Source organism: Haladaptatus sp. R4 (genome assembly GCF_001625445.1).
GTDB lineage: Archaea > Halobacteriota > Halobacteria > Halobacteriales > Haladaptataceae > Haladaptatus.
The window spans coordinates 795638-810326 of sequence record NZ_LWHG01000021.1; the positions used below are offsets into that span (position 1 = coordinate 795638).

At 63.2% G+C, this 14689-nt stretch carries 18 protein-coding genes and 2 pseudogenes; 6 read left to right on the forward strand and 14 right to left on the reverse strand.

Going from position 1 to position 14689, the window contains the following annotated elements; all coding sequences use genetic code 11:
• Positions 1 to 16 precede the first annotated feature (16 nt).
• The 4 genes and pseudogenes from A4G99_RS13580 to A4G99_RS28780 all read left to right on the forward strand — a co-directional run bounded on the left by A4G99_RS13580 (position 17) and on the right by A4G99_RS28780 (position 4307).
• The gene (locus A4G99_RS13580; RefSeq protein ID WP_066144560.1) at positions 17 to 565 is read left to right on the forward strand and encodes a GMP synthase subunit A; all 549 of its coding nucleotides are present in this window, start codon (positions 17 to 19) and stop codon (positions 563 to 565) included.
• Between the two features lie 35 nt (positions 566 to 600).
• Positions 601 to 2454 carry a DUF2070 family protein gene (locus A4G99_RS13585; protein ID WP_066144563.1) on the forward strand — a complete coding sequence of 618 codons (1854 nt, stop codon included), beginning with the start codon at positions 601 to 603 and terminating at the stop codon, positions 2452 to 2454.
• Between the two features lie 66 nt (positions 2455 to 2520).
• Positions 2521 to 3918 (forward strand): annotated as a pseudogene (locus A4G99_RS29855) (FAD-binding oxidoreductase).
• A 257-nt stretch (positions 3919 to 4175) separates the two neighbouring features.
• On the forward strand, positions 4176 to 4307 hold the full coding sequence (locus tag A4G99_RS28780; protein WP_255359097.1) for a hypothetical protein: 132 nt from the start codon (positions 4176 to 4178) through the stop codon (positions 4305 to 4307).
• A 79-nt stretch (positions 4308 to 4386) separates the two neighbouring features.
• On the opposite strand, the gene A4G99_RS13595 is transcribed toward A4G99_RS28780, so the two are convergent.
• Complete coding sequence (locus tag A4G99_RS13595; RefSeq protein ID WP_066144565.1) at positions 4387 to 4644, reverse strand: DUF3194 domain-containing protein; 258 nt, start codon at positions 4642 to 4644, stop codon at positions 4387 to 4389.
• Positions 4645 to 4647: 3 nt separating this feature from the next.
• Positions 4648 to 5043, reverse strand: coding sequence for a prefoldin subunit beta (locus tag A4G99_RS13600; RefSeq protein ID WP_066144567.1), 396 nt, complete (start codon positions 5041 to 5043; stop codon positions 4648 to 4650).
• A gap of 220 nt (positions 5044 to 5263) precedes the next feature.
• Between A4G99_RS13600 and A4G99_RS13605 the strand changes: the two genes are divergently transcribed.
• Positions 5264 to 6250: an NAD(P)-dependent oxidoreductase gene (locus A4G99_RS13605; protein WP_066144570.1), complete on the forward strand. Its 987-nt coding sequence runs from the start codon at positions 5264 to 5266 to the stop codon at positions 6248 to 6250.
• 22 nt (positions 6251 to 6272) lie between these two features.
• On the opposite strand, the gene A4G99_RS13610 is transcribed toward A4G99_RS13605, so the two are convergent.
• From A4G99_RS13610 to pth2, 12 genes and pseudogenes are all read right to left on the reverse strand, one after another.
• Positions 6273 to 6599: a hypothetical protein gene (locus A4G99_RS13610; protein ID WP_066145243.1), complete on the reverse strand. Its 327-nt coding sequence runs from the start codon at positions 6597 to 6599 to the stop codon at positions 6273 to 6275.
• A gap of 144 nt (positions 6600 to 6743) precedes the next feature.
• Positions 6744 to 6989, reverse strand: coding sequence for a KEOPS complex subunit Pcc1 (locus tag A4G99_RS13615; RefSeq protein WP_066144573.1), 246 nt, complete (start codon positions 6987 to 6989; stop codon positions 6744 to 6746).
• Positions 6990 to 6994: 5 nt separating this feature from the next.
• Complete coding sequence (locus tag A4G99_RS13620; RefSeq protein ID WP_066144577.1) at positions 6995 to 7129, reverse strand: DNA-directed RNA polymerase subunit P; 135 nt, start codon at positions 7127 to 7129, stop codon at positions 6995 to 6997.
• Entirely contained in the window at positions 7129 to 7407 is a 279-nt protein-coding gene (locus A4G99_RS13625) for a 50S ribosomal protein L37ae (protein WP_066144580.1), read from the reverse strand. Before A4G99_RS13625 ends, A4G99_RS13620 begins: the two co-directional genes overlap by 1 nt.
• A gap of 43 nt (positions 7408 to 7450) precedes the next feature.
• Complete coding sequence (locus A4G99_RS25970) at positions 7451 to 7606, reverse strand: hypothetical protein (protein WP_190303757.1); 156 nt, start codon at positions 7604 to 7606, stop codon at positions 7451 to 7453.
• Between the two features lie 261 nt (positions 7607 to 7867).
• A pseudogene (locus A4G99_RS13630) lies at positions 7868 to 8583 on the reverse strand (DUF2103 domain-containing protein).
• A 106-nt stretch (positions 8584 to 8689) separates the two neighbouring features.
• The gene (locus tag A4G99_RS27320) at positions 8690 to 9040 is read right to left on the reverse strand and encodes a hypothetical protein (protein WP_255359098.1); all 351 of its coding nucleotides are present in this window, start codon (positions 9038 to 9040) and stop codon (positions 8690 to 8692) included.
• On the reverse strand, positions 9007 to 9834 hold the full coding sequence (locus tag A4G99_RS27325; protein ID WP_223301876.1) for a hypothetical protein: 828 nt from the start codon (positions 9832 to 9834) through the stop codon (positions 9007 to 9009). The genes A4G99_RS27320 and A4G99_RS27325 overlap by 34 nt, the downstream gene beginning before the upstream one ends.
• 82 nt (positions 9835 to 9916) lie before the next feature.
• Positions 9917 to 11242: a tRNA pseudouridine(13) synthase TruD gene (gene truD, locus A4G99_RS13640; protein ID WP_066144583.1), complete on the reverse strand. Its 1326-nt coding sequence runs from the start codon at positions 11240 to 11242 to the stop codon at positions 9917 to 9919.
• Positions 11243 to 11279: 37 nt separating this feature from the next.
• On the reverse strand, positions 11280 to 11639 hold the full coding sequence (locus A4G99_RS13645) for a hypothetical protein (protein ID WP_223301877.1): 360 nt from the start codon (positions 11637 to 11639) through the stop codon (positions 11280 to 11282).
• Between the two features lie 103 nt (positions 11640 to 11742).
• Entirely contained in the window at positions 11743 to 13338 is a 1596-nt protein-coding gene (locus A4G99_RS13650) for a bacterio-opsin activator domain-containing protein (RefSeq protein WP_066144586.1), read from the reverse strand.
• A 141-nt stretch (positions 13339 to 13479) separates the two neighbouring features.
• Positions 13480 to 13818, reverse strand: a complete 339-nt coding sequence (pth2, locus tag A4G99_RS13655) for a peptidyl-tRNA hydrolase Pth2 (protein WP_066144589.1) — start codon at positions 13816 to 13818, stop codon at positions 13480 to 13482.
• Between the two features lie 82 nt (positions 13819 to 13900).
• Here pth2 and A4G99_RS13660 point away from each other — a divergent pair, with 82 nt between their 5' ends.
• Complete coding sequence (locus tag A4G99_RS13660) at positions 13901 to 14623, forward strand: Yip1 family protein (protein ID WP_066144592.1); 723 nt, start codon at positions 13901 to 13903, stop codon at positions 14621 to 14623.
• The last annotated feature ends 66 nt before the right edge of the window (positions 14624 to 14689 follow it).

The window sequence follows — 14689 nt, forward strand, 5'->3', positions numbered from 1 at the left end:
TCCATATCGCCCGCCAATGACGAAAATCCTCGTCGTGGACAACCACGGACAGTTCACCCACCTCGAACACCGGGCGCTCCGTGACATGGGAATCGACACCGAACTCATCGACAACGATACGCCGCCGGAGGATATCGACGCGGACGGCCTCGTCCTCTCGGGCGGCCCGTCGATGGACGACATCGGAAACTGCGCGGAGTACCTCGAACTCGATATTCCGGTGCTCGGTATCTGCTTGGGCATGCAAGTGATGGCACACGTCCTCGACGGCGAAGTGGGCGAGGGCGAGTACGGCGGCTACGCCGACGTGACCGTCGAAATTGACAACGAGAACGACCCGCTCGTCGGATCGCTCGCGCCGGAAACCCGCGTGTGGGCCAGCCACGCCGACGAAGTGAAGCAGGTTCCGACCGGGTTCGAGCGCACCGGGGCCAGCGATGTGTGCGGTATCGAGTCGATGAGCGACACCGACCGCGACCTGTACGGCGTGCAGTGGCATCCTGAGGTCGCACATACCGAAGAGGGCGAGGAAGTGTTCGAAAACTTCCAGGATCTCTGCGAGTAGCATCCTTTAACTCTTCGCGGCGTAGCTTTTCGCCAATGACAGCGACCCAGAGCGACCTGGCGAGCCTGTCCCGGTACATCTTCCGTGCCCCGCAGTGGTACGCGAGCATCGCGTTTGCGCTCCTCATCGCCGCGATTGCGGGTGTCGGGGCATTCGACTCCCAGTATATCCTGCAGGACGCGTGGGAAGGCATCTTCTTCATCGGGGTGCCGACAGTCATCGCGAGCGTCTTCACGACGCCGGTTGACCGCCGCCTGAGCGGCCAGTTGACCTACAATCGGTCGTCGCTGCTCGCGCTGACGTGTGAGATCATCGTCGTCGCCGTCCTGTCGATAGCGGGTATCATCGCCGCGCTCACGAAACTGGATCAGCAGTTCGTCTTCGACGTGCTCCTCTTCAGCCTCGCGTCCGTCTTTGCATTTCGGTTGCTCATCGTGATGGCCGTCTCGCGAACGTCGTTTCTGGTCTCCCTGATTCCGGCCGGGATCCAAACCGGCACCGCCGCCGTCCTCTTTTTCATCTACAGCGAGACGATTCGCGTCTTCGAAGTCGGCGGACCGCTGGTGCAGAAATTCCTCGCACGGGGGGACAAGGCACCGGCCGCACTCGGTATCATCACGCCGCGCGATTTCATCGTGCTCGGGATCATCAGCGGGATGTACGCCCTCGCGGTGTACGGCTTTCTCGTCGTCATCGACCGCCCGTGGCGGCGCAGTCTCGGCGTCAGCGCGCTCGACTTCCTTCGGGGATTCATCGGTCACATCGCGGAGGGAACCCGGGAACTGGAGGACTTCTTCGAGCAGATGGGACAACAAGCCGTCGTCCCCGTCACCGTCCTCTCCTTTCGTCGGGAGGGCGGCAGCGAGAAGGCACGGTTCGTCCTCCCGATGATTCACCCGGGTCCGATGGGCGAAATCGGCGGCGGCAACCTCCCCCGCCGCGTCGCCGCCCAGTCGGAGGGACTCGCGTTCCCGCCGCACGCCACCGCCGGACACGATTTCAACCTCGTCACCGAGCGCGAGGTCGATACCCTCCTCGAAACGGCCCAAGAAGCCTACGAACGGATCGAGTACAGCGACGACGCCAGTCGGAGCGTTCGAACGCAGGAAGGTGACGCCAAACTGCTCGGACAGGCGTTCGGCGACGACGCGCTCCTCGTCGCCACCTACTCCCCGGAGTACGCCGACGACGTGGAGTACGCGGTCGGTCTCGCCGCCGCCGCCGAGGCCCGATCGAGCGGGTTGGACGACGTGATGCTGGTGGACGCACACAACTGCAACAACGGGCTTCAAGGCGAGGACATCGGCCACATCTACCCCGGCAGCGAGCGCTCGTTCCACATGATTCAGGCCGCGAAAGGAACGGCGAAGGAACTCGGGATGACGAAACGCGGCCGTCCGAAACTCGGTGTCGCGTGGGACAAAACGGAGTGGCTGCCAGCGGACGGTATCGGCCCGCTCGGCGTCCGCGTCGCGGTGCTCGACGTTGCGGACCAGCGGACGGCCTACGTCCTCGTGGACGGTAACAACATGGAACCCGGCCTCCGTGACAGAATCGTGGAAACCGTGGAGGCGGACGAGGTGGAAGTGATGACCACGGACACGCACATCGTGAACATGGTCGAGTCCTCGAATCAGGTCGGCGGCGCAATCGACCACGACGAACTCATCGGTCTCGTCACGCGATTGGTCGACGACGCCACCGCCGACCTCGAACCCGTGGAGGCCGGAATGGAGAGCGAGTACGCGGAGGTCACCGTCTTCGGCAACGACCGCACCGAGACGCTGGCCAGTCACGCGAACGCCGTCATCGCCATGGGCGCGGCGCTCGCTGGTGCGGTTATCCTCGCCGTGACGGCCATCGCCGTTCTCGTCTTCTTCCTCGCCTGAGGATATCGAACGATTGCAGTCGCATTTATCGACGCCGCTCGCCTACTCTGATTGGGGGAGGGAAAAATGGCGACCGAAACGGCAGAAATCGGAGTGGAAACGCTTCGAGCGGAACTCAAAGGCGACCTCGTCACGCCGGAGGACGAACCGGCGTACGACGATGCTCGCCGGGTCTGGAACGGGATGATAAACAAGCGTCCGGCGATGGTGGCTCGCTGTGAGGGCGTCGCGGACGTTCGGGCGGCCGTGAATTTCGCCCGCGACCACGACTATCCGATTGCGGTACGCGGCGGCGGTCACGGCGTCGCCGGACGGGCGGTGGTCGACGACGGCCTCGTCATCGAGCCTCGAACCGATGAACTGGGTGCACGTCACGCCCGAAGCGGGACGCGTTCGCGTCGGTGCCGGGGCGACGTGGGGGGACGTCGACCGCGAGACGCAAGCGTTCGGACTGGCGGTTCCGGGCGGCGTCGTCTCGGACACCGGAATCGCGGGGCTGACCCTCGGCGGCGGGATGGGACACCTCCGGCGGAAGTACGGCCTCTCGTGTGACAACCTCGTTTCCGCCGACGTGGTGACCGCCGACGGGGAGTTCCTCACGGCGAGCGAGGACTCACACGAGGAACTGTTCTGGGCGCTCCGCGGCGGCGGGGGCAACTTCGGCGTCGTCACGGCGTTCGAGTACGACTGCCATCCGGTCGGGCCGGACGTCGCCACGTGCTTCGTCTGGTTCGACGGCGCGGAGGCACCCGACGTCCTCCGTTCGTTCCGCGAATACGCGCCGGACGCTCCGGACGAGGTGAGCCTGCTCCCGTTCTACGCGTGGGTTCCGGAACTGCCCGAGTTCCCCGAAGCGTCGTGGGGGGACCCGGCAATCGCCGTCCTCGGATGCTACGCGGGAACGCCGGAGAAAGGCGAGGAGGAACTGCAAACGGTTCGTGCGTTCGCGGAACCGGTCGCGGATTTCAGCGGGACGATTTCCTACGTCGAACTCCAGACGATGCTGGACGAGGACTACCCGAGCGGGCGGTTCTACTACTGGAAGTCGCTGTATCTGGACGCGTTGAACGACGACGTGATCGACGCCGTCGTCGCCTGCGCCGAGCGGTGTCCGGTGGCGCTCTCGACCGTGGACATCTGGCAGGGCGGCGGCGCGTCTCCCGCGTCGGGGAGACGGAGACGGCGTTCGCACACCGCGACGCGCCGTACGGACTCAACTTCGAGGCGAACTGGGACGACCCCAGGGAGACCGAGGCAGCCATCTCGTGGGTGCGCGAATCGATCGACGAGATGGAGGGGTTCCCCGAGGCCCGAGGGCAGTACGTCAACTTCCCCGGCCTCGAAGAGGAGTCCTCGGAGGTCCCGTTCGGGGAGAACGCGACGCGACTGGCGAAAGTCAAAGCCGACTACGATCCGGACGGCGTCTTTCACGCCCACGGCAACCTCAAGCCAAGGGCGGAGTAGTCACTTTTTGTACACCCGATGTGCCGAAAACGGTCCGAAAGCCGAAACAGCAGCGAATCTATCCTCGTAAACTCCCCGAAAACCGTACCATCCCCGTGCGTCCGAACGCGAGCCTACTCCCCCCCAGCGTCTCCGCCGAGGGTTTTCGGGTCACCATGTTCGGCGTGTCCCGGCGTGCAGTCGATCGTGTCGGTCCTCGCTGTCTCCCGGCTGGGAGGGCGTTTGCCACTCGATTGCTGCCGGTTCGCCCGAGGGAAATGTGTCCCGGTCATCGGTTGTCCCGATGGGTGGCGGGTGGGCGGGTCAGCCCCGAAGGCGCTGTCTCACGGCGCGAGGAAAGCGCGCCGGTTCCGCCGTTTTCGGCGGTCGCCCTCCGGGCGGGCCAGTGACTGGTGACTCGTCACAGTGTTCCTTTTGCACTATCTATTATAATAATTCGGCTTGAATAAGCAAGTCGGGAGAGTGACGTTATGCCGATTCCTCGGCTTCCGTCTCGGCGAACAGTTCGTCAACCGCCGCGCGGGCGGCCAGTGCAGCATCGTTCGCCACCTTCTCCTCGTCCCGATCCGCGTTCGGAGCGTTGACGTACACGTCCACTTCGAGGATACCCTCCTCGAACGTGACCGTCACGTCGAAATCCTTGACGTTCGACTGCTTGATTCGTTCGAATATGAGGTCCTCGGCCGCTTCCGAGGCAGTCAGGACGACCGCTTCGTCGCTGGGCATCGCTTACGCGCCGCCAGCGCCGCCGGGACCGGTCGGGCCGGACGGGCCGCCCGCGCCGCCGCCGAGCATCTCTTGGAGTTCGCCCTGCAGCTTCTCGAACTGGGTTCGGACACGCTCTTCCTGCTTGTTCAGCGTCTCGACGCGGATTTCGAGGCTGTCGACCTTGTCTTCGAGGTCCTCCTGAGCCTCGTCGTAGCCGGTCTTGACGAACAGTTCGCCGACTTCGCGGAACATCGTCGCGTCCTCGTCGATGTCTTCGAGTTCTTCGAGCGCGTTCTCCGATTCAGTGAGCTGTGTTTCGGCCTGATTCTTCTGCACGGCGACCTGCTGTGCCGTATCCTGAAGGTCCTGCAGCTGTTCGAGCTTCTCCTGTGCTTCCGGTGGAAGATTACCCTGCATACCCGTCCCTTGTCGTCTGGACTGAAAAAGCCCCGCTTTTACTCGCGCGGAGAGAGCCAGAAGGACTTTGGACGGGTTACGCCCGGCACGCTCCGCCGTCGTTTCGACCGGTACTCGAACCGGGCGAACATAGTTCGTAGTCGTCACCGGGTCCGAAACGGGAGAACCATCCGGCACACGCGGCAAAACCCGTATTGGCGGGGCGGTCGTGACATCGAGTATGAACGTCTTCGTCGCCGGTGCGACCGGTGTCCTCGGCCGTCGTCTCGTCGCGGAACTCTCGGCACGGAACCATCACGTCGTCGGCCTCGCGCGGGACGAGCGCGGCGACGAACTCGTTGCGGAGAACGGTGGGGAACCTCGGCGTGGGGACGTTCTCGACCGGGAATCGCTGGTGGAGGCGGCCGACGGCTGTGACGTGCTGATTCACGTCGCGACTGCCATTCCGACGAGTCTGAAACCGACCGACGAGGAGTGGACGCGGAACGATTTAGTGCGCGTCGAAGGCGCGCGGAACCTCGTGGCGGTCGCCGACGAAATCGACGCGAAGCGCCTGCTACTCCAGAGTATCGTCTGGGTCGCCCGCCAACCCGACGGCGGTCGATTCGACGAGGACTCGCCGCCGCATCCCGACCGGGTCACGCGCTCCGCGCTCGAAGCGGAGCGCGTCGTTCGCCGAGGTGGAGAGGAGTACGGATTCGAGGTCGGAATCCTTCGCTGTGGTTGGTTCTACTCGGCCGACTCGGCGCACACTCGACAGATGGGGGAAGGACTGCTGAACGGGGAGTTCCCGATTCTCGGCGGCGGACTCCTCGGTAGACGGGACGCGACGCTCTCGATACTCCACGTCGAAGACGCGGCGCGGGCGTTCGCCACGGCGGCCGAATCGAACGAGAGCGGTCTCTGGCACGTTACAGACGACGAACCGGTGACGGTCGCCACGCTGTTCACCGCGTTCGCAGAACGACTCGGCGCCCCGACGCCGCGACGGATACCGGGCTGGCTTGCGCGTCCGCTCGTTGGGAAGAACTCGGTCGAGTTGCTGACGACATCGATGCCGACCACCAACGATCGATTCCGGGAGACGTTCGACTGGAAACCACGGTATCGAAGCTATCGGGAAGGCCTCGACGAGGTAGTCGAAACGTGGGACGAAGACGGAACGCTCACGCGAACGCCGGAAGATAGCGTATGGAGCGAAAACTGAAACGGGGTTCTCGAACCGTCGTCTACTCGCCCTCGAACAGGACGAGTTCGTCGTCGTCGTTATCGTCGTCCAAACAGAGCGGTACCGGCGGCCCCCAGAGATACCGGTGCTGACCGCCACACGCGGGACAGTCGTAGGTTGCAACTCCCTCTCCCTCCGGAACGTTCGAATCCCAGTCGTCGGGGTCGGTGTGCTCCGTGGCGATCGGCGTCATCGTCTCGGGACATCGGATCTCGATGCGGTGGCCTCGTTTGAAATCCGTTCCACCCGTGCTATCCTTTTTACTCCCGAATGGGTTGAGTCGGTCGAACACGACTATCGCCCCCCGGCAGGGGTGGTTCGACGCCACGATACGCACTTCGTTCCCGGACTACTTCGGAACACGGTGCTATCGTAAGGAACCCGATGAATACAAATGCGTCGATACGGCAAAAAACATATCCGAAAAAGCTAGACTGACAGTCAACTGATCAGACGGTCGAATTTTACCCGTTCAGTCGGCGGTTCCGGCGACCGTTTCGGCGACCCCGATCAGCGTCTGCCACGTGTTCAGGGCCGCGCGGAGGGCGACGAGGTCCGCCGCTTCGACGGTAACCAGCATCGTCTTCCCGTCCCGTTCGACGGTCGTCCGCGAGCGCTCGTCGTCGATCTCGCCGATCTCCTGCTCGACGCTTCGGAACACCGTGACGGCACGCTCCTCGGAGTCGTAATCGAATTCGAGAAACGCGTCGTGAGACACGGGCGTTACCGGACGTGAACTTCCTTGACGTCGCGGCTCCGTTCCTTCAGCAGAACGCGGTGGCCACAGTACGGACAGCGGACGCCGCCGTACTCGTCCAGTTCGACATCCCGCTTGCAGCGCGAACACTTGTAGCTCATTATTCGTCGTCAGCCAATGCGGCGCGGATGGAGCGCTTGACGGTCTGTCCGGCGGGCGTCTGCGGGCGGTAGGTACCACCGGCGAACGTGTAGCCGCACCGACCGCACTCCCAGATGCCCGTTCCCTGTCGGTCCACGGTGTCGCTTCCGCAGTCCGGGCAGGTGTGGTTCTCGTTCATGTCCGCTTCGATTTCGGAGATGCGCTTGCGCGCGACGCGACCGTATCGCGCTCCGAACCGACCGGCACTGCCGGTTCGTGATTTAGAGTCTTCGGCCATAGTACCGAGAAATAACCCGAGAGGACAGATAAACCCTTTGAGTTCAGACCGGCGGTCGAGCCAACGCGTACCCGACGACCAACAGCGCCCCGAGCAGACCGAGGATGGCCATCGGGAACGACGTGAACTGCCCGGCCACGTATCCACCGCCCGATAGCGTCGGAATCGCCGTGAGTATCGCGTCGTAGCGTGAGGCCATGTAATTACATATAATTACGCAGGCCCAAAAGGGCTGGGGCTGCGTCAGAAACGGGTGTAGTTGAATGTAATCGGGAGATTCGACTACAAAAGTTACGGCTGCACGCTGGCGAAGAGTCGCTGATCGTTTCGCCGTGACAGCAAGTACAGACGTCGATGAGACCGCAACGCAACCGCGCACAGCACCACGCGCCGGTTAGACAAGGTTGTGCGAGACCAACCGACGGACGCGTCGAACGAAAACCGAAATCCGGTTCGTGGGCTACTGAAATCCGCTCTCCCGTAGCGCCTCGTTCAGATCCTCCCGAATCCGCTCGCCGAGTTCGCGGTCCATCGCGGTGGTGACGACGCGGTTTTCCTGCACGCTGGAGCCGTCGCGGAGGAGGATACGGACGTTGCCGTTCTCGTCGGCGCGGGTCGCCTTGGCGCGGACGCCGGAGTCCGAACTCGACCCCCCGGCGCTGATGGGACCGGGGATGACCTTCTTGACGTGCGGGTGGCAAGCGACTTCCCGAATCACCCGCATGCCGTCGTGGTTGCCGATGAGCGTGGTGTGTGAGCCGCCGAGTTTCTCGCTCGGGTCGAGGTCCACGACTTCGAGCGAGCGCTCCCCTCGGCGGCGAGCACCTCCTCGACCGGGTCCTCGTCCCCGACGCGATAGAAGTCGTGGTGGAGTTTCGCCCGAATCGCCCGAATCACGTCGCGGTTGCCCGCCGCGTACACCTCCTCGGGGTGTTTTCGGCGGACTTCGTCGGCGATGCGCCCCGCGAAGTTGCGAAGTTCGACGACCTCGTTTTCACCGTCCTCCGGCGTGGTCCGGACGCCGGTCTTCCCCACGACGGTTTCGTCCCGGAGCATCGTGAGTTCGGCGTGGTCGCGGGCGACGGTGAGGACGACGGAGTCGGCGTTCTGCGTCCGGCAGACCAGGCAGTAGTCGCCCGGTCGTTCGAGCGAGGACGCACACTGCCGACAGTTCATGCGCGTTCATTGCCAATCGCGGCGTTTAACGTCGGCGTTTCGGAATCGAGGTCGGTGAGAGAAAGATAAATATCGGATAGAAGACAACTTCGAGAGGAAACTGAATCTACATTTCTATCGGCGCGCCGCCGAAGACGACGAAGCTGACGACCCAGTAGGCGACGTACAGGCCGAGCAGGACGTACCCCTGCCACGGCCGGAGACGACCGGTGTGGATGAAGTACGCCGCGAGCACGGTCCCGACGACGAACACGGGCAGGTGCCAGACGAGGACGGACGACCCGATGCCGATGCTCCCCGCCAACGCGATGACCCCGATTTTCCCCGTCACCGAAAAGAGGACGCTCCCGACGACGTTGCCGACGCCAATTTCGGGCGCGCCGCGCCGGACGGGTTCGATGGTCAAAAAGAGGTCCTCGACGGTCAACACGGCCGTCGCGACGGTCGCCCCGAACACGGTGTCCTCGATGCCGTAGTCGTGACGATTCCCTCCGTCCCCATCGACATGGCCGAGGCACCGATGACGAGACCGACGAGCGCCACGACCGAGAGACCCAACCACGCGATTCCCGGAAGTTCGCGGTCGGGGACGAACGGAATGTCGTCGGCGGCGGGGCGGACGACACCACCGTCCAGCATCTCCCGTACCTCCGTATCCCGGAAGACGGGAGTGTTGCGACTCGATTCCCGGTACACGATGTAGCCGAAGACGAGGACGAACAGGGCGATGAGGACGACGCCATCGGAGGGCGTCACGCTCCCGGACAGCACGAACGGCACCATCACGAACGGCGACAGCGCGAACAGGACGAGGTAGTCGCGGGGAACGTCCACCTCGAAGGGCGTGAAGATGGCGGCCAGCGCGAGCGTGATTCCGGTCAGCGATAGCGCGGTGCCGAACACGACGCCGAGCGCGACGCCGTCCAAGTTTTCGACGTTGGTCGCGACCCCGAAGACCACGTCGTCGAACTCGATGCCGGTGAAGAGGATTGCGAGGACGAACAGGGAGAGGTCGAGACCGACGGCGGCCTTGGTAAGAAATCCGATGAGTTTCTCGACGCTGTACACCAACAACGCCGCTCCGGCGATGAAGACGACTCCGGCGGGGAGTCCGGTCACCATCGGCGCGTCGTCGCCCTCCGCGAGGACGGGCGTGACCGTCGTCGAGACGAAAACGACCGCGGCGAGCAGTATCGAAATCACCCTTCCCTTGCGACCGGCCATCGATGGAGTCACGCCGGGGTTCACCATATGCCCTCGGAGCCGTGGAGCGAAGTACGGTGAAGGATTATACACGCGGCCGGGGCCGCCCCGCTATCCCATCTCCAGCTTGTTATCCCATCTCCAACGGGTTCGCCTTCAGGAATTCGCGTAAGAAGACCGTGGCGTACGAGCCGGATGGAAGCGAGAATTCGAACGAGAGCGGGTCGTGAGTGAGCGAGAACTCGGAGCCGAGCAGTATCGCACGGCGGGTACCGGTCGAGTGGAACTCGCCGGGCAGGTTGAAATCGTGCGGTTCGAGGTCGAGGTCGTCGAGGATTTCGCGTTCGATGTCGCCCTGCTCCCCCTCGGCGAGTTCCGTCTCGGTGCCGACCAGCGGTGCGGTGACGAACGCCCGCCCGCGCCGACAGTGGCGTTCGATGGTCCGAACGCGCTTTTCGCTCACGGTCTGCTGGCGGTCCATGTCGGGAACGGTGAAGCCGTCTATTTCCTCGGCGAAACAGACCACGTCTCCGGCGACCGGTTTGTCGAACGGAAGCCCACGCCGAAGCCGCTCGCTCAGGATGCGGTTGAACACGTACGACTGGGCGGCGTTGACGAGCAACCGCTGAAGGTTCGTCGGGAGCGATTCGAGCGCGTCCCGGAAATCCTCGGGGTCCGTTCCGCCGTTTTCCACGAGTCGGTGAGCCATCGAGCGCTCGAACCCAAGTCGGTTCGGCAGGGCGTCGAGGACGGCGTCCCAATCGGGTGCGCGGTCTTCGACGCGCTGACGGGCCTCGCGCGTGTCGTCGGGTTCCGTCTCGAACGGGTTGCCGACGTAGGCCATCACCGCGTCCTCCCACTCCTCGTGGACGACGTGGAGGCCGACCTCGTGCGTGATGGGCCGCAGGCTTCCGAATCGCTGCTGTCCGAAGAAGTTGGGAACGGCGAGGGAATCCTCGCCTCCGGCGAACTCGCACAGTTGGTCGGCGATGTCGTCCGCGTTTTCGGGGCGGTCGGGGTCCGAAACCGTGATCTCGAACTCGTTGCCCACGAGGTCGCCGAACAGGAGTTCACGGCCCGCTCGCCCGACGGGTTCCAGTTCGACGGCTCGCATCTCCGGGAGGTCCTCCGGATCGACTTTCCGGAGGCTGAACAGTTGGGTCGTCACCGCGCGCTTGTCCTTCGTCCCGGCCCACGACACGCGCTCCCGGCTGATACCGAGCGCGCTGGACAGACTCCGGGCAAAATCGTTCGTATCCCACCCGTGCAGGGTCGCACGGACGACGAGATACGGGTACGACCCCGTATCGGAGTCCATCGGCTCCGCGTCGAACCGCTCGATTTCCCGCACCCGGAAATCCTCGTTCGTCTCGCGGAGCGTTCCCCCCACGCCGTCCGCGTCGCTGACGTAATACTCCATGCCGACCACTCTCTCGATGGGATGTGCCTCGCGCATTCGTCCGGAGGTTGTGCCCGAACGGAATTAAAAAACCCTACTCGACGATGCTGATGCGATCCGTCACCGAATCCATGGACTCACCGGGAAAGACGATTCCCGATTCGGTGTCGTACGTGACGAGACCGGCGGCCGCGAGTTTCGGCAGATGGACGTGGTACAGCAAAATCTCCGCCTCGTCGGCGTCGTCGTCTGGAATTTCGGTGATGCTGGAATCCGCATCCCACGCCGCGACGTGGTACGCGAGGTCACCGATTTCGGTCGGTGACGTCGCATCTGCGAGATACGAGAGGACGTATCGGCGGTAGGAACTGCTCAGCACGTCGAACAGCACCTCTGCCGATAGTTCGGTTCGTTCTCTCGGCGATGTCTCGGTTTTCGTGTGTCTCTCCATCATCAACCGTGTACTAGTACTTGGGGGACAAGTACGCGCTACCTACGTACGTTGGTTGAGTGAGAGTGGTTACCATACCGCAATATCGTGCATAGATGTCCGGAGTTCAGTCCGGAGATTCGTCGAAAAACGACGATGCGAGTTTCCGTTCGGCCTTTCGGAGATGTTGGTGGAGCGTCGCGGGTGCGATACCCATCGACTCGGCGATTTGTTCGGCCGTACTCTCGCGCGGCCAGTCGTAGTAGCCGGCCAGATACGCGGCTCGAAACGCCGAGCGCTGTCTCGTCGTCAACTCGGTCGAGAGCGCGTCCCTGAAATCCTGTTCGGAGCGTTCGGTTCGTTCGAGATCGTGTTTCGCGAGGAGTTCGGTGTCGGGATGCGAGGAGCGAATCGACGACATCAACGTCCGAATATCGGTTCCCTTCGGGACTTCCACGACGATATCTTCCCTCCCGTCGTGTGCGCGTGCCGTCTGCACCTTCGCGCTGGATTCGATGAAACTCTCGACCAGCGACGAGGAAACGGTCAGCACGAGCAGTCCCTCGTGGTCGTGCACCCAGACGATGCGTGCCTCGTCGATTTTCGGGACCGTCGTGGCGGTTTCGGCCACCCGTTCCGGCGATGCGTCTTCGACGCGAACGTAGTAGAGATAGCGACCGTCGGACGCCGGGACGGTGCCATCGAGGGTAAGCGTGCAGTCGATTCGGCGCGAGAGATCGACCAGCAGTGCTTCATCGTCCGTGACACGAAACGCCAGTTCCACGACCGGTCTGTCGGTCGCGAGGAGTTTCTTGCTCTCGGCGGCGTTGATGGCGAACCCGACGAGTTCGCCCAGTACATCGAACCCGGCGGCCTCGCGCTCGCTGAAAGCGTTCGCACGCGTCGCGTAGACGACCAACACCCCGTAGGTCGTCTCCCCGTACGAAAGCGGAACGGCGATTCCGGACCGAAGTCCCTGTTCCCTCCCTTCCTTTCGAAGGCGTTCGGTGAGGGCAGGGGTCTCGGAAAAATCACGGACGACGACGTGTCGTTCCGTCCGAAACGCCGTCGTCGCGGGTCGTTCCCAAACATTGTTCGTCGCTTCGACCTCGCCCACGAGTTCGTGGAACGCTCCATCGTCGCCAGCGTGTGCGCGGGAGATGATACTGTCCTCGACGATATCGTGTTCGCCGACCCACGCGAACCGATAGAGATCGGAATCGGCCAACCGGGAGCAGACCACCTCCTCGATTTCCTCGCGCGTCGCCGCGTCGACGAGTTCGTGGATGACCTCGCGGACGAGTTCGTTGATGCGGTTCAGCGTTTCCAGTTCGTCACGCTGCTGTCGGAGTTCACGCTCGCGTTTCCGTCGCTTGGAGAGGTTTCTGCCCGTTCCCGCGAATCCGGCGACCGTTCCATCCTCGGTCGTGATCCGCGTCGCGTTGAACTCGTACGGGACGTGGTCGCCGTCCTTGGTCACGAGTGCGGACTGGCGCGTCTCCGCGCTCGTCCCCGACAACACCATGTCGATCGCCTCGGCGATCATCTCCGCGTCCGCTTCCGGGATGAAATCCAACGGAGCCATGCCCCGGAGTTCGTCGTCGTCGTAGTCGGTGACGGTCGTCAGTCGGTCGTTCCACTCGACGAGCCTGCCGTTTGCATCGAAAACGTAGAAAACGTCGGGGAGCGTGTCGAGAACGGCACGGACGGTCGATTTATCCATCGGTATCGAACGGAATGGCCGCGAAGTCTCTGCCAACGTTGCGTTTGACAATGTGACACGTGGCAACAGAGTACATGCCCTAGCAGAGAGAAGCGACCGTGTCGGCAAAAGATTTCGGATTTGATATATTTCGGAGGGTTCTCAGAACAGCGAAAGGTCGCCGGTGACCTTGTCCACGAGGTCGTCGTCGGCGGGGCCGACGGCGAGGGCAGTGGCGGTACCGGGGTCGAGTTGCGTGTGTCCGGCGTCGCGGATGATAGCGTTCGGAAGTCCTTCCACCCGTGCTTTCTCCGCGAGACGGAACAGTTCCTCCTCGCTTCCCGCCTTCAGGACGACCTTCTTCTGACCCTCGCCCTTCCACCGTTTTCGTGCCCGGTCTCCGGTATCCTCGTACGCCGACAGCGACGCGTGAGCCACCTGCGCGGCGAGTTTTCCTTTCCCCATTCCGATGTCGGTGCGAGCGACGATGGCCTGTTTCATACCTCTGGATGGTGGTGTGGCGAACTAAAGCGCTCCTACTCGATTCGAGAAAGCTTATTATACATGACAAATATGCGAATGTATGCTTTCGGATGCCCTCTTTCGCCCCGACACGTTCTTCGAGGAACGAACGCCGCGACCGAGTCTGGGAAGCGCGTTCGCCGTCGTCCTCGTCGTCGCGCTTCTTTCGACGGCGATCTTCGGAGTTATTGGATGGTCGCTGAGCCAACGAATGACCGGGACGACGCAGATAGACAACCCGAATCGCCCCGCCGACGTGTTCTGCAACGATGAGTTCTATCAGGACAATCCGGTGTCCGATGGCTGTTCACAACCGAAGACGAAAACCGTCGTCGTCGGCAACCTCCTCTGGAAGGAGTTCCAGAAGAAGGTCCCGCTCGTCTTCGTCGGTATCATCGTCGGATGGCCGCTAACCGCGGTCGGACTGCACGTCACCTCCGCCCTCTTCGACGGCGAGGGGTCGTTTTCCAACACGCTGGCGGTCGCTGGATGGGGAATGCTGCCGTCGCTGGTGCAGGCGCTCGTCGGTCTCGGACTGTTCTACATCGCGCTCCGGCACGCCGACCTTTCGGGAAGCGACGTCGAACTCCTGACGGACCAACTCCAGTCGCTCATCGCGAAAGCCCGTGGAGGGACGCTACTCGTCTCCGCCCTCGGAGCGTTCTGGCAAGGTGTCGTCTGGACGTACGGGTTGAAACACGCCCGACGGCTCCCGACCGGTGAAGCGGCGGCGGCCGCCGGAATCGTCGCGGTTTTGCTGTTCGTTATGGGAGCGCTCGGCTAGTTCCGATTCGTGTCCCGAGAATCCCCCCGACGAACGCCCATTGACCGGAGAGCCTTTAGGTACCCC